Annotated in this window: 14 protein-coding genes and 2 tRNA genes; 5 read left to right on the forward strand and 11 right to left on the reverse strand. The window is 44.3% G+C overall.

Going from position 1 to position 20,930, the window contains the following annotated elements; all coding sequences use genetic code 11:
- Positions 1 to 46 precede the first annotated feature (46 nt).
- Entirely contained in the window at positions 47 to 625 is a 579-nt protein-coding gene (locus ACEN82_RS05310; protein ID WP_188833813.1) for an RNA polymerase sigma-70 factor, read from the reverse strand.
- A 1,052-nt stretch (positions 626 to 1,677) separates the two neighbouring features.
- Between ACEN82_RS05310 and ACEN82_RS05315 the strand changes: the two genes are divergently transcribed.
- Positions 1,678 to 5,079 (forward strand): ABC transporter permease, encoded by a 3,402-nt coding sequence (locus tag ACEN82_RS05315; RefSeq protein ID WP_413323018.1) that lies wholly within the window; start codon positions 1,678 to 1,680, stop codon positions 5,077 to 5,079.
- A gap of 66 nt (positions 5,080 to 5,145) precedes the next feature.
- Positions 5,146 to 6,051: a DUF2268 domain-containing putative Zn-dependent protease gene (locus tag ACEN82_RS05320; protein WP_413323017.1), complete on the forward strand. Its 906-nt coding sequence runs from the start codon at positions 5,146 to 5,148 to the stop codon at positions 6,049 to 6,051.
- 127 nt (positions 6,052 to 6,178) lie between these two features.
- On the opposite strand, the gene istB is transcribed toward ACEN82_RS05320, so the two are convergent.
- The 6 genes from istB to ACEN82_RS05350 all read right to left on the reverse strand — a co-directional run bounded on the left by istB (position 6,179) and on the right by ACEN82_RS05350 (position 10,097).
- Positions 6,179 to 6,925: an IS21-like element helper ATPase IstB gene (gene istB / locus ACEN82_RS05325; RefSeq protein ID WP_495644019.1), complete on the reverse strand. Its 747-nt coding sequence runs from the start codon at positions 6,923 to 6,925 to the stop codon at positions 6,179 to 6,181.
- Between the two features lie 20 nt (positions 6,926 to 6,945).
- Complete coding sequence (istA, locus tag ACEN82_RS05330; protein WP_495644083.1) at positions 6,946 to 8,475, reverse strand: IS21 family transposase; 1,530 nt, start codon at positions 8,473 to 8,475, stop codon at positions 6,946 to 6,948.
- Between the two features lie 169 nt (positions 8,476 to 8,644).
- Entirely contained in the window at positions 8,645 to 9,028 is a 384-nt protein-coding gene (locus ACEN82_RS05335; protein WP_413323172.1) for an Arm DNA-binding domain-containing protein, read from the reverse strand.
- Positions 9,029 to 9,280: 252 nt separating this feature from the next.
- Positions 9,281 to 9,365 (reverse strand) — tRNA-Leu (locus ACEN82_RS05340).
- A gap of 53 nt (positions 9,366 to 9,418) precedes the next feature.
- A tRNA-Gly gene (locus ACEN82_RS05345) sits at positions 9,419 to 9,491 on the reverse strand.
- A 123-nt stretch (positions 9,492 to 9,614) separates the two neighbouring features.
- A complete protein-coding gene (locus tag ACEN82_RS05350; protein WP_413323173.1) occupies positions 9,615 to 10,097 on the reverse strand; it encodes a regulatory protein RecX in 483 nt (160 codons plus the stop codon).
- A 60-nt stretch (positions 10,098 to 10,157) separates the two neighbouring features.
- Between ACEN82_RS05350 and ACEN82_RS05355 the strand changes: the two genes are divergently transcribed.
- Together ACEN82_RS05355 and ACEN82_RS05360 are read left to right on the forward strand one after the other, a co-directional pair.
- Positions 10,158 to 12,620 (forward strand): bifunctional UDP-N-acetylmuramoyl-tripeptide:D-alanyl-D-alanine ligase/alanine racemase, encoded by a 2,463-nt coding sequence (locus ACEN82_RS05355; protein ID WP_413323174.1) that lies wholly within the window; start codon positions 10,158 to 10,160, stop codon positions 12,618 to 12,620.
- A 16-nt stretch (positions 12,621 to 12,636) separates the two neighbouring features.
- The gene (locus tag ACEN82_RS05360) at positions 12,637 to 13,227 is read left to right on the forward strand and encodes a DUF502 domain-containing protein (protein ID WP_112654514.1); all 591 of its coding nucleotides are present in this window, start codon (positions 12,637 to 12,639) and stop codon (positions 13,225 to 13,227) included.
- A 95-nt stretch (positions 13,228 to 13,322) separates the two neighbouring features.
- On the opposite strand, the gene ACEN82_RS05365 is transcribed toward ACEN82_RS05360, so the two are convergent.
- Entirely contained in the window at positions 13,323 to 14,576 is a 1,254-nt protein-coding gene (locus tag ACEN82_RS05365; protein WP_413322348.1) for a TCR/Tet family MFS transporter, read from the reverse strand.
- 512 nt (positions 14,577 to 15,088) lie between these two features.
- Positions 15,089 to 16,354 (reverse strand): TCR/Tet family MFS transporter, encoded by a 1,266-nt coding sequence (locus ACEN82_RS05370; protein WP_413322349.1) that lies wholly within the window; start codon positions 16,352 to 16,354, stop codon positions 15,089 to 15,091.
- Positions 16,355 to 16,447: 93 nt separating this feature from the next.
- Between ACEN82_RS05370 and ACEN82_RS05375 the strand changes: the two genes are divergently transcribed.
- A complete protein-coding gene (locus ACEN82_RS05375) occupies positions 16,448 to 18,403 on the forward strand; it encodes a redoxin domain-containing protein (RefSeq protein ID WP_413322350.1) in 1,956 nt (651 codons plus the stop codon).
- A 75-nt stretch (positions 18,404 to 18,478) separates the two neighbouring features.
- Here ACEN82_RS05375 and ACEN82_RS05380 read toward each other — a convergent pair whose 3' ends face one another.
- Positions 18,479 to 19,186, reverse strand: a complete 708-nt coding sequence (locus ACEN82_RS05380; protein WP_188834739.1) for an LOG family protein — start codon at positions 19,184 to 19,186, stop codon at positions 18,479 to 18,481.
- A 160-nt stretch (positions 19,187 to 19,346) separates the two neighbouring features.
- On the reverse strand, positions 19,347 to 20,843 hold the full coding sequence (locus ACEN82_RS05385) for a sodium:solute symporter (protein ID WP_413322351.1): 1,497 nt from the start codon (positions 20,841 to 20,843) through the stop codon (positions 19,347 to 19,349).
- Positions 20,844 to 20,930 lie beyond the last annotated feature (87 nt).

The raw sequence follows: 20,930 nt of genomic DNA on the forward strand, positions 1-20,930 counted from the left end.
TCTTATTTATTATAGACAAATAGCCCGGTAGCCATGGGGGTAAAAATTATTTATCGAATAAAATAAAAATCAAAAATGTTATGAGCCCCAATTTGACTCTCAATACTTTAAGCGCATTTTTTACATGGCTTCTTACAGATTGTTCGGTAATATCCAGCTTACCGGCAATCTCCTTATAGGTCATATGATACTTGCGGCTCATTTCAAAAACTATGCGCATTTTGGGGGGTAAGGCCTGTATTTCTTTGTTAATAATCTCGGTCAGTTGGCGTTCACGCATCAGGTGATCGGTCATGACAGGGGCGATGAGCTGTTCAGGAAGTTTCAATCTATATCTTTCATGAATCTGTTTACGCCCTATTACGTTTAGGATCCTGTTTCGGGTAGCGGTATATAAATAGTTTGACAGGTTGGTTTTAAATTCAATGGAACCATGATTGGCCCACAAAAACGCGAATAACTCCTGCACTACGTCTCTTGCTTCTTCTTTATCCCTTACGCGGTTGAATGCGTGGAGATACAACAAACCGAAATACCGGTCGTATATCTCAGCAAAGGCCAGTGGATCATCCAGCTTGAGCAGATCTGTTAACTCTGAATCGCTTAATGTGTTATAATTGACCATCGCGATTATTTAAGTTACCTAAAAAAGCACACCTGCCTGATGCAAGCAGCCATTGCATGTAAATAATTAAGTTAGTAATTGGCAGATGTATTAAATGTAGTTTTAACATTAAACGCAATTTGAGTAAAATGGCCGATCAACTCCTATGAAGATGTACTGAAGATCTTGAAACGAATTGGCTGGCGTTATAACTTAAATTTCGACTTAAATAAAGCACAATAAAGCAAATTTATTTTTATGCAGGAAATTTATTTCGTTATGCCGGACGCGGACATAGCCGGCTTCAATTCAGACGGATTGATCCGCTCGGTTTTGGGGCTGGTAAACATGCGCGGTCACGGATTACCTGTGAATCCGAATAAATTTTGTTCATATATCAATAATTCAAAATCACATTAGCGGGATTTCGTGGCTTACTGATAGCTTAATTTTTTATAGTGTGTTAATATTCAAGTATTTATATTGTGATGTTGCATTTGAATATTTGAAAACAACCATCCCGCGAAACTTTTACAACCTCATCCGGACCCGTGGTATCAGCACATTCAGCTATTGTCATGAAAGCGTTGCTAAACAAGATCACTAAAATGAATAACTTGATATTTGACAGATCAAAAGCGAGCGTTGATCTTCAGGAGAAAGTCGGCCAATTTTTTTATAATAGTCAAGCGGTTCTGAATGTAAACGAAATCGGCGAAGAGGGGGCAATCAAAATGGCTTATCTACTTGCTCTGCTCTTTCAATTGTAATATCGCCGTTGCAGTGAAGGTATCCGAAACCTTTTCTGCTCTTTATAAATGTTTTTATTCTATGAGGTCACTGCATAACATCCTCGTTTTAACAATGGGATAGCAAATGTTGAGCTCTTTAATAGGTTTTCCCGGCTATCTGAGGCTATGAAGGGCTATGTTATTTATTAAAAACGTACGCTGCCTGTGCGGTTTTATTACAAATGAATATGTGAAAGTTTTTATAACTATTTATTTGTTAGTTAGTTATTGATTTGGAATGACGATTGAGCTAATTGAGCACGTGAATCATATTCCTATTATATGACCTTTTACGATCTGGCTCCCCTTGGAACCTTGTTTACCGGGCTAACGCTTGCTTTGCTGTTGGCAGCCAAAAGCACCGACCGTAGCAGTAACTTATTTTTAAGCTCTGCGTTGGTTACAGTCGTATTGAAGACCGGCGGACTTACACCGGTTCTTTTGCCGGCCCTGGGGCCGCTGTTGTATTTTTATGTGCGGCAGCAAACCTGTCCCGGCCAACGATTCAAACTAATAGAGCTGCTGCATTTCTGCCTCTTGCTGCCTGGATTTTGGATGCCGGGATGGCTGGTATTAATTTCGACCATTGGCTACTTGTATTTGTCACATCGTTTGATCAGTATTTTCTATGACCGGATACAGCCGGTGTTGATGGACCGGCCCCGGCTTGCTTTTCGGCGGCTGGAACAGCGACTTTTCTTGCTGGCTGTGCTCTGCCTGCTCTGGTCATTTTACACTATCTTCGGTTTTGCCGTAGCCTTGATATTGTTCGGGATGACGGCCGGTGCAATACTGAAACCCCTTGGATCGGTGCAACCACAACCGGTAACGACGGACATACCGAATGCCAGAAGTAAAAGCCGGAAACTTAAAGAAGCGGTAGCCGCCGGCCGCCTTTATGAAGATGCCGAACTGACCCTGGCTACTCTGGCGGTGAAACTGGCGATGCATCCGCATGACTTGTCCCGGATTATTAACCTGGGTATGAAAAAGAATTTTAATGATTTTATCAATGAGTTCCGGGTACGGGAAGTCGTCCGGAAAATGCAGGATAGCAGCTATAACCACCTGACCCTGTTCGGCATCGCTTTCGGGTCGGGGTTCAATTCCCAAAGAACCCTCAACCGGGTTTTTAAAGAAATGACCGGAAAGACCCCTGTGGAATACAAAAACAACCTGAAAAAAGAATGGCCATTTGATAAATTGGCCATTCTGCCGCATAAGCGGCTAGTAATATTGCGTTCGGAAAGTCCGCCAAACCGGGTCTCCGAAAAATTAAAACGCAATCGTATGTTCCGCAATTATTTTAAAACTGCATTCAGAAACCTCCGTCAGCAAAAGTTGTATTCCATCATCAATATCGCCGGTTTAAGTATTGGGCTGGCCTGCGCCATGCTGATCATGCTATATGTTCAGGATGAAGTAAGCTACGACCGCTTTCATCAAAACGCCAGCCAGATCTACCGGATCGATAAGCAAACGACCAAAGATGATAACAGTGTCTCCAACGGCAGTTATACCGGTTATTTCCCCGGTCCGCGTTTTGCTGCAAAGATCCCGGAGATACAAAGCTTTGTCCGATTTCAACCGGCGCAGGCAGATATTAAAATCGGCACCGATGTCAATTCGCAGGGTGTATGTTTTGTCGATGCTAACTTTTTTTCGGTATTCAGTTTTCCTTTACTTAGTGGTGATGCACGTTCCGTATTAACCCAGCCCAATTCCGCGGTAATTACCGAAGAAATGGCGAAAAAGTATTTTGGGCGTTCAAACGCCGTTGGCCAGATTATCTCCATCAAGGACGACAGTGTATTTAGACCCTGCATGATCACAGGGATTGCCAGGAATTGCCCGCAAAATTCATCCCTCAAATTCCAGGTACTGCGACCGCTGCATGTTTCTGCTGCAGCCGAAAATAATAATGCTAATTGGTTTAACTCATTTCTCAGCACTTTTGTCGTGCTATCTCCCGGCGCGGATATTAAAGCTGTTGAAGCAAAAATGAACCAGGTATTTGTATCAGATGCCGGCAAAGCCATTGGGGAGATAAAAAATAAATATCACGTAAAAAATATCGGTATAGCTTATTTGCTGGAGCCGCTTACTGGTATTCATCTGGGTAAGATGGTGCCGGGCGAAAACGAAATACTCCACGATAAAAGTAACCCTGAATTTGCGTATATTCTTTCGGCTATTGCCCTTTTTGTGCTGCTGATCGCCTGTATCAATTTTGTTAACCTTACCATAGCCCGTTCAGTAAAGCGGGCAAAAGAGATCGGTATCCGTAAAGTGATCGGCGGCACCAGGCAGCAATTACGGCTGCAATTTTTAAGTGAGTCTCTTCTGCTTTGTTTGATCGCTTTCACCATCGCGCTGGGGATCGTTATAACGGTATTACCGGTATTTGGCGGATTAGCCAATAAAGTGCTGTCGCTTACTTATTTGCTTAATGCAAAACTGGTGAGCTGTTATATCGCGCTTTTTGTGCTCACCGGTTTACTGGCCGGTTTTTATCCCGCTATCATTTTGTCCGGTTACCACCCGGTCAAAACATTGTACAGTCGTTTTAACCTGGCCGGGAAAAGTTATTTACAAAAGGCCTTGGTCGTCTTTCAGTTCGCGCTGGCTTCTTTTTTAATCATAGGCGCGATCACCATTTTTTTACAGTTCAATTACCTGACCACACAAAGTCTGGGATATGATGATCGTAATTTGATTACGGTTGACCAATTCCCTTTGACCCGAAGTGAAGCGGCTTTGATAAAAAAGAAATTGATGGAGAACCCCAATATTGTTGAAGCTGCTCCTAAAAATGGCGGCTATAATAACAATACAGTAAAAATAAATGGTGATCAGCAGATTAATATTGCTGTTGAAACGATAGATGCTGATTATTTACCGCTCCTTCGTGTACCCGTTATTGCCGGCAGGAATTTTTCAGTTACCTATCAGTCGGATCAGCTAAAATCAGCCTTGATCAATGAGGCGTTTGTCAAAGAAGCCGGTTGGAAGCACCCCGTTGGGCAGCAAATCAACACCTTTGGTAATGAGACCTACACCGTCATAGGTGTGGTTAAGGACTACCATTACCAGCCTTTGACTGAAAAAACAGGCCCGCAGCTTTTCACCATGAATCCGGCAAATAGTTTCGGTATGATGTACATTAAAATCAAGCCCGGCACAGAGACCGCGAGCCTCCGGTTCATTGGCCGGGTATTTAAAGAATTGTTCCCGCTGAGTCCTTTCGTTTACAACTTTAAACAAGACCAGAATAAGCAAAGTTATGCAGCCGAAGCCAGGTGGAAAGCGATCATTTTATTCAGTGCCGCACTTACTATCTTTATATCCTGTATCGGCTTGTTCGGCTTATCTGTATTGGCCGTTGAGAAGCGGGTCAAAGAGATCGGCATACGCAAAGTGCTTGGAGCTTCAGCAGGCAACGTAGTGGTAATCCTCTCAGCGGATTTTTTTAAGCTGGTCGTTATCGCGCTCGCCATATCTATTCCGTTTGCCTGGATCGCGGCCAGCCAGTGGCTGCAACATTACCCCTACCGAATTATACTCAACTGCTGGTTGTTTGTATCCGGTAGTGTATTGGTTATACTGATCGCCCTGATCACTATCAGTTTTCAATCTGTCAGGGCAGCGATCGCCAACCCAGCCAAAAGTCTACGAACGGAGTAAGTTATTTACCATTTCTCAGTTTACTTGCCTGCTAAATACCCCGAAGAATTGAACTAAAGCAGCTTAATGATGAAGAAAATCATGTTCCTGATTTTGTTGGCCCCGGTGCTTTGCCGGGCACAGCATGTTTCTCAAACAGACTGGAAGAATTTTTGGACGATGCGCGATAGCGTATCAGCCAGCTCTGATACAGCCCGGCAACTTGCCGCGGTTAACCGTCTGTATATAAGCAACGCCAGTGAAGGTCTGAAAGCGTTCATGCGTAATAAAGACGGCCTGGACCGTAAATGGCTGGCGTTGCTTAAGAGCGATCCCGGCTTTTGGGATACCCTGCAAAGAAAGCAATTCATGGTCAATGCTGCCGTACGAAAACTGGAAAGACAGATCGCCCGCTTTCAAAAGCTATATCCCGGACTGAAGCCCGCACAGTCCTATTTTATTGTTGGTTTACGGCAACAGGGCGGCACGGTACGCGGCAGTTTGTCGCTCATCGGGGTGGAAGTCGTACTGAACGATCCTGAGATGACAGGCGATCAGTTGGTACGCATGGGGATCCACGAGTATACCCATACGCAGCAAAAGCGTCCGGATTTTCAGCATATCAATGTACTGACTTCGGCTATCCGGGAGGGGGCTTGCGATTTTGTGGCCAAACAAGTAACCGGCATCCCAATGAAAACACCTTATATGGCCTACGGTCCCCTGCATGAAAAGGAAGTGTGGAACTTTTTCCAACGGGAAATGTATACGCAAAACAATGATAACTGGGTGAGTACCGGGCAAAACCCGGCGTTGCCCGCGCCCGACCTGGGCTACTTTATCGGTTACCGGATATGCCAGGCCTATTATGACCAGGCAAAAGATAAAAAAGCAGCGCTAAAGGAAATCATCGAATTAGATTACGCAAACCCGGTAGCAGTGGACGATTTTTTCAAACGTTCGGGCTACCAGGGCGGCCGATCAGGTAACTGAACTGTAAGTTATGGAGATGTTGACCACCCTGTTCCGGGCCAAATTGACCACTGGGTTAGCTGACTTTTGAGTTGCAGCAAACGCTGTAAAAGCGTGTACAAAAATAGTTATTTAAAAGGCAATTTCATTAGAGGCTGTTTACCGGTTCGATACTGCGTTTTTTTCTCATAGATTCCCCTTTTAACTCGATGCGGTGTGCATCATGAACGATCCGGTCAAGTATAGCATCAGCAATCGTTTTTTCACCGATCACCTCGAACCATTTACTGACCGGCAACTGTGAGGTAATGATCAGAGAAGTCTTGCCATGCCGGTCCTCTATGATCTCCATTAATGCGGCTCTGCTCTGTGCATCAAAAGGCTGTATCCCAAAGTCATCCAGTATAAGCACTTGTGTTCTTTCCAGCTTAGCCAGCTCCTTGATATAGGAACCGTCCGCCTTTGCCATCTTCAGTTTAGCGAATAGCTTGGGCGTGCTGGTATATAGTACCCGGTAGCCCAATATGCAGGCCTGGTGGCCGATAGCAGAAGCCACATAGCTTTTACCGATACCGGTACTGCCGGTTATCAGTAGGTTCTCAAAGCGATCAATAAACGTACAGTCTGCCAAACGCATGATCTGATTACGGTCGATTGTCCGATCTGCATGGTAATGAACATCCTCTATAGCAGCTTTATAGCGGAACTTGGCATACTGGATGGTACGATCAATACGCCTGTTCTGACGGTCGTCCCACTCGGCTTCTACCAGGTGTGCCAGCAGTTCGTCTGCTGTGTAATCATTTGTTTTACCGGTTTCCATGCTGCTTTTAAAGGCATGGAACATGCCGAAGAACTTCATCTTCCGCAGTTTGTCTAAGGTGCTTGTGTTCATGTTATTGTTGTTTTAAATAGTTATTTGTAATAGTCTTCTCCCCGGATATTGCCATGATCTGGCATCGGCAGCTCATCGGCAAATAAGCTTTCCTCGTAGTTGTCCATCTTGTTTTCCAGTATGGTTTGTATCGTTTTATAGTTATACACACCGTAGCTCAATGCTCGCTGGCAGGCAATGGTCAGCCTTTCGTTCCCGGCTTTTTTTGCAAAGCCAAGCACCCCCAGGCAAGACTTATAAGCCTGTTCCGGGTGCTGCTTGCGCTCCAGTATTTGAAGGATATACAGCCTTACATCCTCGTGGATGGAGGCTGCCCAATCCAGGAACATATCCGGCGTCCAGTCGCTTTTAAAGCGGTGAGTACTGGCCATGTGCTCCTTATCCGTAGTATAGCCATAGGGGTTTTTATTGCGCTTATGCAGGGCGATGCGCTCATAGTTATAGTACACTTCTACCGTCGTGCGGGAGTATAATAACTTGACCCGCTTGCCAATAAAGCGGTAAGGCACACTGTAATAATGCTTGTCAGGGCCGAGGTTAACATGGCCGTTCTTGATCACCCTGGCCTGGAATTGCTTCTTGAACTGGTAACGCAGGGCGGGTAATGGAGCAAGCGCACTGCGTTCGATCTCCTCAAACTGTAACCTGCGGCTGTAGTTACGGCCTTTGAGCATCTGGGTGTTATGAACTTCAAGGGTCTGCCAGATTGCTGCATTAAGCTCCGTTAAAGAATGATACACCTGTTTGTTTAATGGTGCGTATATCTTGGTATAAATAATCTTTACCGCACCTTCTACCAATGCTTTATCACGAGGGCGGTATGCCCGAGCTGGTAATACAGTCGTTCCGTAATGATCTGCAAAGTCCTCAAATGTTTCGTTCAGGGTGGGTTCGTAGCGGCTGCTTTTGGTTACGGCGGCCTTCAGGTTATCTGGTACAATGGCGGCAGGGACGCCGCCGATAAAGTGCAGGGTGTTCTCGCAGGCCGCAATAAAGTCTTCCTTCTGCTGGCTCATTACAGCCTCAACATAGGTTAACTGGCTTGCGCCCAAAATAGCTACAAAAACCTCTACAGGTGTGATCTCCCCGGTATCCTTATCGGTGATACTCATCTTTTCACCCGCAAAATCGACGTATAGCTTATCCCCAGCCTTATGATCCATGTGCATAGTCGGGTTAACCCTGGCCTTCCACTGGTTATAATAAAAGCAAAACTGGCTGTACAGATAGCCATCAGGAAACTCTTTGTAATAAGCCTCCCATAGTATTTGCCGGTTCATGCCGGTCTTTTTCAGCTCTTTATCCACGTGAGGAAAGCAGCGTAGCATGGACTGCATACGCGCGTTAGGCGGGTGTTCTTTGGACTTTCCGAACAAATCTTCCAGTTCCTGGTCATTCAACGCGTTAACCTCATCAAAGGTAAAGCCGGTTGCTTTAAAGGCTGCTACATACTTTTTTACCGTGTTTCTCGATGCATCGGCCTGGGCAGCGATGGTCATTAATGGCCGCTGCTGGCTGTACATCCTTAGTATCTTTCTGATCTTACTCATGCTGATTGTTAAGTTGGCCATGCTTAGGAAGGTGTCTTTGCCCTCAAAAGATGGTCTCTTTTACAGCATTTGCTACGTGTTTGCGGTGGTCAATTTGCCCCGGAATCAGGTGGTCAGTTTCGCCCGGAATGGGTGGTCAGCTTGCGCCGGATTGGAGTGGTCACGTTCATCAGAATCTCCACAATGCTTTCATTTGTTGGTTATGGTTTCTAAAAACCTCCAGGATCATTACTTTCTTCTCATCCGTACCGGTCAATACACTTTTTATCGCCTCGACCGTGATCTCCTTGTCCGTATCAATTAATTTTCTTTTTGCCTGGAACACCTTTTGTTCCAGTGAATCGAGATAATGATTCAGTTCTTTAACCGATTCTTTATTTCCAATAGCTCTTCCTGACTTTCCACTCCATTGTGATGGCTCACATTTTCGTTTTGACGAAAGCTCTGTTGCGGAGCCGTCAATGGTGATTTTCAAATAGATAGGCAATGGCCCCGCCTTGTAATTTTTGGTTTTTCTCATAAAGAACAATAATCCGAAGCTTTTTTCTAACATAAATACTCAATAAAAGGGTAAAACAAATGTCGGATTTCGGTCGCTGATAATCAAGATGTTTACGAGATGTACATCATTGTATATCAGTCTATTATAGTGTTTTCATTGAGTCTTTTTTCTGAGCTTAAATGACTCAATGAATCGTTCAATAGAGTTATGTGTTTATATGCGATTTTTGTGAGGGTCTAAAATGAAAAAAGCCCCTAAATCATTGATTTAAGGGCTTTTTGAAGCGATTTTACTCTGCTTTTGTACTCAGAGCGGGAATCGAACCCGCACTCCGTTTACGGGAACAGGATTTTAAGTCCTGCGTGTCTACCAGTTCCACCATCTGAGCAGGTGTCTAACCTTTTAAAAATAAAACCCTTCTTTTTATCAGGAAGGGCTTTGAGCGAAAGACGAGATTCGAACTCGCGACCCCGACCTTGGCAAGGTCGTGCTCTACCAACTGAGCTACTTTCGCATTGGTATTTTCTCGCTTGAAGTAAGCTTTCGTTTAACCGGCTGCCTATCTCGTTTGCGGGAGTGCAAATATAGGCAGAAATGCATACTCTGCAAGGAAAAATTTAATTTTTTTGAAAATAGTTTATAACTCGCTGTTTTTCAAAATATCAGATATCAGCTCAGCTTCAAATCCGCGGCCCATGGCGTACTGCTGCAGCTTGTACCGGCGCTTCAGCTGGTTCTTCTCGTTTAGAATAGCTTCTTTTTTTTGTAATAAGTGGGTCAAAGCAGTCAAATAATCGTCAGGATCGATAGTGAGGAGAGCTTTTTTGATCAATACATCGGGCACCCGTTTAAGTTTAAGCCCTTGTTTAATTTTAATACGTCCCCACACTTTTTGGTTAAATTTACTTTTAGCATAGATTCGTGCAAAGCGTTCCTCGTTAAGGAAATTGCCCTCTATCAATTGGCTTATAATGCGTTCAACAGCGTCAGGCCATAGTCCCCACTCGTAAAGTTTGTCGCGTACTTCCTGCTGGGCGCGCTCCTGGTAGGCGCAAAAGTGCTCGGCTTTTGCAAGGGCAACTTTCTCGTCAGTAATTTTAATTGATTTGGGTTGATCCATTTAAAAACCAAAATTCGTTAAAAATTATTCTATTTGTTTTAATATCTCCAAATTAGCAGCATGCCCAATAACACGTACACCATAAGCGCTATAAAAAAGATCATCAAGGCAGATGGCAACATCGTTGAAGAATACCCGATCAGCTCGCTTTTTACCGATAGCCGCAGGATTAACAACCCCGCCGAAGGCTTGTTTTTTGCCCTGAGCGGCAGACGCAATGGCCATGAGTTTGTTGCCGAAGCTTACGCAGGCGGTGTGCGCAATTTTGTGGTAGAACATGGCCCGGAGTTTAACCTGCCCGGCGCAAACTTTTTGATCGTGCCAGATCCGCTGGCTGCCCTGCAAATGCTGGCAGCCTATCACCGCAGCCGCTTTAAGCTGGAGGTAATTGGCATTACGGGCAGTAACGGCAAAACTATTGTTAAGGAATGGCTTTACCAGCTGCTTTCGGCCGATAAAAATATTGTACGAAACCCTAAAAGTTATAATTCGCAAATCGGTGTGCCATTGTCCGTATGGCAAATCAACGACCGGAACGAACTGGGGATTTTTGAAGCGGGCATCTCTACCATAAATGAGATGAATAAACTGGAAGCTATCATTAAGCCCGAAATAGGGGTACTCACCCATATAGGCCCTGCACACGACGAGGGTTTTGAATCACCCAAACAAAAGCTCCTGGAAAAACTTGGGCTATTCAAAAACAGCAGGCTGCTGATCCATAATTACGATCAGCTGATCGGTTATGAAAAAGATATCGCGGCTAAAGAAACTTTTACCTGGAGCCGTAAGTTCCGTGAAGCTGATCTGTATGTTTTCAGCGAGACGGTGATCTCTAAAAATTATTACTTCCGTGCCCGGTACCAGGGTAAAGAGATAGAATGCCTCGTTCCTTTTACCGACCAGGCCTCGGTAGAAAATGCCATTACCTGCTGGGCAACCATGCTGGCTTTGGGCTACAGTGCGGTGGAGGCGGATAAGCGCATAGAGCGCCTCGCGCCGGTAAGTATGCGGTTGGAGTTAAAAAACGGCGTAAACAATTGCTCTGTTATTGATGATTCATACAATTCGGATCTGCAATCGCTGGAGATAGCGCTTAACTTTTTATCGCAGCAAAATCAGCATCAAAAAAAGACGCTGATCCTGTCAGATATTTATCAATCGGGCCTGCAGCAGGATGTGCTGTACAAACAGGTGGCCGAATTGATCCGGGCCAAAAAGATTGATAAATTTGTTGGTGTAGGGGAGGCGCTGCTCGGCCATCAGCAATATTTTGACATAGCCCAACAACATTTTTATGCAGATACAGCCACTCTGCTGCAACAGTTAAAAGTGCTCAATTTTAAAGATGAAACCATCCTGATCAAAGGTTCGCGCAGTTTTGAGTTTGAGCAGGTGAGCCGCGCGTTGGCCCAAAAAGCGCATGAAACCGTAATGGAGATCAACCTGAACTCCTTACTAAACAACCTCAACTTTTATAAATCAAAGCTTAAGCCGGGTGTAAAAGTGATGGCTATGGTAAAGGCTTTTAGCTATGGCAGCGGCACTTTTGAGGTTGCCAATATGCTGCAATATAATAAGGTTGATTATTTGGCGGTTGCCTATATTGATGAGGGGGTAGCTTTACGACAGGCGGGGATTAACCTGCCCATCAAAGTGCTTAACCCCGAGGCTTCGGCATTTGATAAGCTCACCGAATATAAGCTTGAGCCGGTAATTTACAGTTTTGGTTTATTAGATGATTTTGTGGGCTATGCTTCGGCACAAGGCATTGCCGGTTACCCGGTACACCTTAAAATTGACACCGGTATGCATCGCCTGGGTTTTGAAAATTACGAGATAGAAACCCTGTGCGATATGCTGGAGGTCAACCGTTACGTACGGGTGCAATCGGTATTTTCGCACCTGGTAGCAAGCGAAAGTCCGGAACACGACGAGTTTACTAAAAAGCAGATCAGGCGCTTTGAAAAGGCTTTTAAGGAGATAGAGCGCACACTGGGTTATAAGGTGATCAAGCACATCTGCAATACTGCCGGCATTATCCGCTGGCCTTCGGCGCACTATGATATGGTTCGATTGGGGATTGGGTTGTATGGGATCGATTCGTCTGTGCCGGGATCTGATGCGGGTTTGCAGCCCATAGCCAGTTTAAAAACCAGCGTTGCCCAGGTTAAAAAGATTGGAAAAGGAGATACAATTAGCTACGGGCGAAGCGGGAGCCTTATTAAAGACGGTAAAATAGCTACTGTTCGTATCGGCTATGCCGATGGTTACCTGCGTGCCTTTGGCAAAGGCGTTGGCAAAATGCTAGTGAAAGGCACGCTTGTGCCTACAGTGGGCAACATCACAATGGATATGTGTATGCTGGATGTGAGCGGCCTTGACGTGCATGAAGGCGATGAGGTGATCATTTTTGATGAGCACCAGCGCATTGAAGAACTGGCAAAGCAGATAGGTACCATCCCCTACGAAATATTAACCAATATTTCGCAAAGGGTAAAAAGAGTGTACTTTTACGAGTAGAAATCAGGGGCTTAAAATGAACAGGTTAGCGCGGGCATTATTCAGGTATTTTGTAAAAGGGATGTTGGTGGTTGTACCGGTAGGCGCAGCTATTTTCCTGATGTACTGGGCGGTGGCCAGCATTGATAAGGCGCTTAACCTGAGTGACCTTTGGGTTGATAAGACCGGGAAGCACATGTATATCCCGGGCTTGGGGATCCTGAATGTGGTAGTGGTTATCATGATCATGGGGGTGCTGGTTACCAACGTAATCACCGAACCAATTAAAGCCTGGTTTAAGCGGTGGTTTGCACGTTTGCCCATCTTCGCGTTCCTGTATTCGTCGATAAAAGATTTGACAGAAGCCTTTGTTGGCGAAGAGAAAAAGTTCAACGAACCGGTACTGGTTGAAGTTAATGAGTTCGGTTTAAAAAAGATAGGTTTCCTTGTTCAGAAAGACCTGGCAAAGATTGGCTTGCCCGGAGAGGTGGCTGTATACTTCCCATATTCCTACTCGTTTGCGGGGCAGGTGATCATCATTGCTGCGGATAAGGTAAAACCGATGGATAAGAGTGCTGCCGATGTGATGAAATTTGTGATATCAGGCGGGGTGAGCGGGTTGGATTAGCCCAGTCCCCTCTAAATCTCCCCCGGTAGGGGAGACTTTTTTGAATTTTCAAAGTCCTCCCTTTCGGGGAGGGTTTGGGTGGGGCTTGCGTGTTCCTACGGCAACACTTCCACCTGTTTTGAATCTGTCACCCTGGCTTTCTTGAAGCTTCTTACCGCAAAAAAAACGGCTATTAGCATTAAAATCGCACCTAAAATATACGGAGCGCCCGGAAAATAGGTTGAAGTATTGCGATGGGTGAACAAATGAAACACCGAACTCATTAAAAGGGGGCCGATGATTACTGCTAAACTACTGATACTGGTCAATGAGCCCTGCAATTCGCCCTGCTCTTTAGCTGATACCGTACTGGTAATCATACCCTGAAGTGAAGGACCCGAAATACCGCCAAGGCAATAAGGTACCATGAACACATACATCATCCAACCCTGGTTGGCAAATGCTATGAGGCTTAAACCGATGGTATAGAATAGTAAGCCGGCTACAATGTTTTTCTCCTGCCCGAATTTAGGAATGGTAAACCTGATGAGCCCTCCCTGTATGGCTACCAGTACAATGCCGATGAAAAACCCTAAAAAGCCAATGCTTTTCAGCGACCAGTCAAACTTTTCGGTTACGTAAAACGATAATACATATTCAACAGCTTTTTGGGCGATATAAACCAACGAGAATGCTCCGATCAATCCGGTTAAGGATTTATATCGCGACAGGCTGCGTAATGAGCTAATGGGATTAGCCTTCTTCCATTCAAAACGCCTGCGGTTTTTGATATTTAATGATTCGGGCAATACAAAATAGCCATACGCCGCATTCAGGAGTGCCAGACCGGCCGCAAGCATAAAAGGGAACCGCACATTTAATGCACCCAAAAAGCTCCCGGTGCCTATGCCAATAATAAATCCAAGCCCGGATGCTGCCCCAACCAAACCAAAATTTGCCGCCCGGTTTTTACCTGTACTGATATCGGCAATGTAAGCGGTTGCCGTGGTATTACTGGCGCCCGCAAAGCCCGCTATGGCACGGCCGATAAATAACCAGGCCACAGTAGGAGCAAAGGCCATGAAAATATAATCTATCCCAAAGCCAATAAGCGATCCTAACAATACAGGCCGGCGCCCGTACCTATCACTTAAATTGCCCAGCAACGACGAAAACAGGAACTGCATAGAGGCGTAGGTGAACGTTAAATAGCCATTATATTGCGCCGCGGTGCTCACATCCATGTTGCCCAGTTTTTCGAGCAGCGAGGGCATTACCGGTATAATGATGCCTAAGCCAAGCACATCAATAAAAAGCGTTACGAAAATAAACCCTAAGGCGGCGGTATGTTTTTTAGGTTTGGCGCTCATTAATAATGATAAAGGTTTAAGCTGATTAAAAGTTTTATTATGGGCTGTTTTACAGTTTGATATTTAATTTATACTTACGCTTTTGCTACTCTTCGCTGTGGTTATCACCAACTTTGTGACCGGCAATAGTGCATTCATGATATTATTAACACATGAGGATCGAAATGATTGTTTGCGACAACACCAACAACGGCAGGTTGAGGGTGTTTATCTATCAATTTTACAATATGGGCGTTGCCTGCGGCCCGGGCTTTCCGTTACAAGTCCTCGCTTTTCCCGCGCAAGCCCAATCCATGCTCCGGGCTTTTCACTGCAATCCCTAACGCGGCTCCCGCTCATCGTCCCCTAAAATATATTTTAACCAGCATCACGGTTTTTTTCAGGATTTCCCTGTTGGCTACTTGCAATGACGTGGTTTTTGTTTAATCTCCCAATAATTTTCATCTTCCAAACATGTATTACAACAATAACAACAGCAAAGCTTTAAGCTTTGTGCATTCTGCTTTTGGCTTTTAATGCAATGTTGCTAAGGCATCCACATCCTTTGCTGAGGTTTTCTTCACGTTTTTGAAATTACGGATAGCAAGCAACGCGCTTATCAACATCAGTATTGCACCTAAAATAAAGGGGGCTCCCGGAAAAAAGAAGGGCCTTTTATCGTTGGTGAAATAATAAAATAAAGTGGTCATTACCCAGGGGCCAAAAATGGCGCTCAGACTCATGAGGCTGGTTAGGCCACCCTGCAGTTCGCCCTGTTCATTGGCGGGTACCTGGTTGGTCATAATGCCCTGCAACGCTGGGCCTGCAATGCCGCCAAGGGCATAAGGCACCATAAATGCAAACATCATCCAACCCTGGGTTGCCATAGCAAAAAGAATAAGGCCGATGCTATATAGCAGCAAGCCAACCCAAATGCAACGTTCCATGCCCAGTTTGGGCAGGATCAGGCGCATCAGGCCGCCCTGTACCAGCGCTATCATCAGGCCTATAAAGGCGAGAGAATAACCAACAGTATCCTCGCCCCATTTAAATTTTTCGAAAGTAAAATATGTCCAAACGTTTTGTACGGCTTGCCCTGCAAAATATACTAGGAACAGCGATAGGGCCAAACCAATAACCGACGGATATTTTTTAAGCTGCAGCAATGAGCCAAGCGGGTTTGCCCTTTTAATATCGAAAGGGCGACGGTGCGCCTCATCCAGCGATTCGGGCAGGATGAAGAAACCATAAAGGGCGTTCAAAAAGGCCAAACCTGCGGCAGCAAAAAAGGGATATTGAACATCCATTTTACCTAACACACCGCCAATTGCCGGACCAATGATAAAGCCAAGACCAAAGGCAACGCCAATCATACCAAAGTTTTGGGCGCGCTTTTCGGGAGTACTCACATCGGCTATATAGGCCGATGCCGTGGTAAAGCTGGCGCCGGTAATGCCCGCAATGGCGCGGCCTAAAAATAGCCACCATATGGATGGTGCAAAGGCAAGGAACAAATAATCAATGCCAAAACCCAGTAAGGAACAAAGCAGAACCGGGCGGCGGCCATACTTATCACTCAGGTTGCCTATCATTGGCGAAAAAAGGAACTGCATTACCGAATAGGCCAGCGTTAAAAAGCCGGCATACAAAGAAGCTTCGCTCAACCCGGCGTGGATCAATTTTTCAATCAGTTTGGGCAGTACCGGTATGATGATCCCTAAGCCTACCACATCAATCAGTAAAGTAACAAATATAAAGCCTAAAGCTCCCTGGGGTTTATTCTTGGCGGACTTATCCATGGCGCAAAATAAATTATTAACGTTAATAATTGTTAAAATAATTGTATTTATAATAATTTGTATTTAACTTGAACTATATAATTAGTTAAACCTATGAAACCACACAAATCAATGCTGCTATTGCCGGCGCTGCTGGCAGTGCAAAGTGTTTTTGCACAAAGTAACCATCTTACATTATCTGATAGTTATCCATCGGCAACTGAAAAAGTTAAAATTACTTATGACCCGGAGGGTACGCCTGTTGCCGGTAAAAAGGATATCAGCGCAGAGGTATATTACATTGATGGGAAAGATAACCCGGCAGCCGACATCGAACTAAAACCTAATGGCACTTTACTTTCCGGTGATTTTACCATTCCTGCCGCAGCGAAAGCTTTTTTTGTAAAGATTTTTAGTAACGGTGATATTGATAATAATAATGACAAAGGGTACGTATACTTAGTTTATAAAGAAAAAAAACCTGTTCAGGGTGCTTATGAAGCAAAAGCTTACATATTGGCGAGTGGTGTTGGCAGTAATTTTGCCAAAATAAAAATCGACTCTGAAGAAGGCCTGGCCTTGTTTAAAAAGGAATACGATACTAACCCACAGGCCGAAAAGCCTTATCAGTTTAATTATTACTACTTGTTGGCCAAGAAAAAAGACCCGGCTACCTCGGCCATGTTAAACGCCAAGGTTAAATCGCTTGAAAAAAGCACGGTAGAAAAAGATCTGATCCTGGCCGCTAATATCCTGAACTGGCGCAACAAAAAAGCCTCTGCCGATTCATTGGGCGAGATCATCAAAACTAAGTACCCTAACGGCGAATCCGTAAAAAACGAGGCGGAATTTGCCATGATGCGCGAGAAGGATGTGCACAAAAAAGATTCGCTTTATAAAGCATATATAGCCAAATTCCCGGCTATGGCTACTGATAAAGGTTCTCGAATAGATTATATACGAGGACAACTGGCTACCGGCTTTTTGACTGATGGTAATACAGCTGCTTTTAATGCTTATGCAGCACAAGTCCAAAATAAATCAAGCATTGCAAATAGCTATAATAACATAGCTTATGGCTGGGCTCAAAAAGATGAGCGCCTTGACGAGGCTGAAAAGCTGTTAAAACAATCATTGGACATCGTTACTGAAAAAATGAAGCATCCCGAGGCTTCGCCGTTTATGTCGGTAAAAAGCATGCAAAAGCAAAATAAGGATGTATATAACATGTATGCTGATAGTTACGCATTCATTTTATATAAAGAGAAAAAATATAACGAGGCCCTTAAATATCAAAAAGAGGTTTATACAGACAACAAGGATAACGACCCTATCACTAACGAGCATTACGTACTTATTTTAAATGCCCTTGGCAAATATGCCGAATCAAAAGATGTGATTGAGGGCGCATTTAAGGCAGCTAAAGTTTCCCCTGCTTTAGCAGAAGAGTTAAAAAAGGCCTATGTAGGCTTAAAAGGCAATGAAGCAGGTTACGATCAATACCTGGCCGGTTTATCGGCTATTGCAAAAAACAAAAAGAAAGAGGAGGTGGCTAAACAAATGATCAACGAGCCTGCTGCCAAATTTGCCCTTAAAGATTTTGCGGGGAACACCGTTTCGCTGGCTGACTTAAAAGGCAAAATTGTTATAGTTGATTTTTGGGCTACCTGGTGCGGCCCTTGTAAAGCATCTTTTCCGGGGATGCAAATGGCTGTAAATAAATATAAGGATGATGAGGATGTGAAATTCCTGTTTATTGATACCTGGGAAAACGGCGATAATTATATTGATGGCGTAAAGAAATTCATTGCAGATAATAATTACACCTTTAACGTGCTGGTAGATGAAAAAGGCAGCGATGGCAGGCAATCAAAAGTGGTTTCACAATTTGGAGTAACCGGTATTCCAACCAAGTTCATCATCGATAAAAACGGCAATGTCCGCTTTAAGGTTGTGGGGTTTGATGGCTCGGCTGATGGGCTGGTAGAAGAAGTGAGCACAATGATTGACATGGCAAAAGCGCCGGTTGCCGTGGAGGTTGCTGCTACGCCAAAACAAAACATGAAATAGCTGATTGCAAACCTAAAACTATATCAAACAAAAATGCCGCCCTGTTGGAGCGGCATTTTTTTATTGTATTGCCTGTTAAAAGTTTGGCTTAAGCACGTATTTGTTATAGAAACGGGTGATGTGTTCAACCGCTTCTTCCGCGGTATCAACCACGCGATAAAGGTTGAGGTCGTCGGGATTGATATTGTGCTGATCGTTCAGCATTTTTTCTTCAACCCATTTAAACAGGCCTTTCCAGTACTCAACTCCAACAAAAATGATTGGGAAACGGGCAATTTTACCTGTTTGGATAAGGGTAATGGCCTCAAACGATTCATCCATAGTGCCAAAGCCGCCGGGTAAAATGATAAAACCCTGCGAATATTTCATAAACATAACCTTACGGATAAAGAAGTAATCAAACTCCATGATCTTATCCCTGTCGATATATTTATTGTGGAATTGTTCAAAAGGCAGTTCAATGTTGAGGCCAACCGATTTACCGCCGTTTTCATAAGCCCCTTTGTTGGCCGCTTCCATAATACCTGGTCCACCGCCTGATATTACACCATAACCATGCTCGGTAAGCAGACGTGCTGTTTCTTCGGCCAGTTTGTAGTACTTGTTATCGTTATGTGTACGTGCCGACCCGAAAATGGATACGCATGGGCCAATTTTGGCCAGTTTTTCAAAGCCGTCAACAAATTCGGCCATTATTTTAAAGATCTGCCAGGAGTCGGTAACTTTAATTTCCTGCCAGTTTTTGTTCTCGAAAGCTTGTCTTATTTTATCTTCTCCGGTCATATTCTTTTTTTAGTCCGGAAGTCGGGAAGTCCAAAAGTCCGGAAGTGTTTTTTTAGTCCGGAAGTCGGAACGTCCGAAGTCCGGAAGTTTTTATTCTATATTAATTAATGCAAAGTACAAAGAAAATTGATTCCGGTTTATTTGTTGTTTTACTTTTTAATTACCCGATCTCCAGGTTTTCCGGCTTACGGACTTCCCCGACTTTCGGGCTCGAAGCAACCCAAAGGCCAACAAATGTAATTAATCCGTTTACAATGATGAGTTCGTTGCCAAAAACATATCCGCCTAAAATTGATTTTGATTCGGCATTTAAAAAATAACATATAGCAGGAGAGAGTATGCAAATGAAGGGCACCAGTTTATCCATTACCTGCCTGTTGCCTACAAACAGGCCAAATGAATAAAGGCCGAGCAGCGGCCCATAGGTATACGATGCCACGGTGAATATGGCGCTAACTACAGCATCATTATTAATGGCGTTAAATATGATGATGGTTAAAAACATCAACCCCGAAAAGGCTATGTGTACCCAATGGCGCACGGCCACCATTTTTTTGCTATTCACATCCTTGCGCTTGTTAAAACCTAAAAAGTCTACACAAAAAGAGGTGGTGAGCGCTGTAAGCGCCGAATCGGTAGTGGCAAAGGTAGCAGCTGTTAAGCCCAGCATGAATATCATAGCCGGAACAAGCCCTAAATATTGCAGGGCGATAGTAGGATACAGGTAATCGGTTTTGGTAACATTGATACCGTTTTTGGCAGCGTACATATAAAGCAAAGCGCCTACGCTCAGGAAAAATATGTTAATGATCACGAAAACGCCAACAAAGCTGAACATGTTTTTTTGCGCTTCTTTGATGTTTTTAAGGCTGAGGTTTTTTTGCATCAGGTCCTGGTCAAGCCCGGTCATGCCGATAGTGATAAACATGGCGCCTAAAAACTGTTTACCTAAATGCAGCTTGCTGCTCATAAAATCATTAAAGAAGAATATTTTGGAGTAGCTGCTGTTTTTGATGGTTTCGGCTGCCTCAAAAATATTCATGTGCAGGCTCTGGCAAATAAAATATATCGACAGGAAAACAGATGTTACCAGGAAAAATGTTTGCAGACTATCGGTAATGATAATGGTTTTCAATCCTCCCTTAAAGGTGTACGACCAGATGAGCAGCAAACAAATAAGCACCGTAACCGCAAAGGGAATATGGTAGCTGTCGAAAATAAACTTCTGCAGTACGATAACCACCAGGTATAATCTAAATGCAGAGCCGATAACCCGGCTCACCAGGAATATAGCAGCAGCTGTTTTATAGCTCCAAACGCCTAACGCGCCTTCAATGTAGCTGTAAATGGATGTGAGTTTAAGCCTGTAATATAAGGGAAGCAATACCGTGGCTATGACGAAAAAGCCGGCAGCGTTGCCCAGCACAAACTGGAAATAGGCAAAATCATCGGTGCCAACCTTACCGGGAACGGAGATAAAAGTAACCCCGCTCAACGCCGTTCCAATCATCCCGAAAGCAACTAAATACCATTTGGAATTTCGGTTGGCTACAAAGAAGGTATCGTTATCCGAAGATTTTTTTGATGTAAGCCACGAGATGATGAGCAATACCAAAAAATAACCGATGATGAATGACAATAATACTCCTGGCGACATAGGTGTTGTTTAAGTCCGGAAGTCGGAAAGTCCGGAAGTCCGAAAGATTTTTTATTTAGTCCGTAAGTCCGGTAAGTCCGAAAGTCC

The organism is Mucilaginibacter sp. Mucisp73 (genome assembly GCF_059491465.1).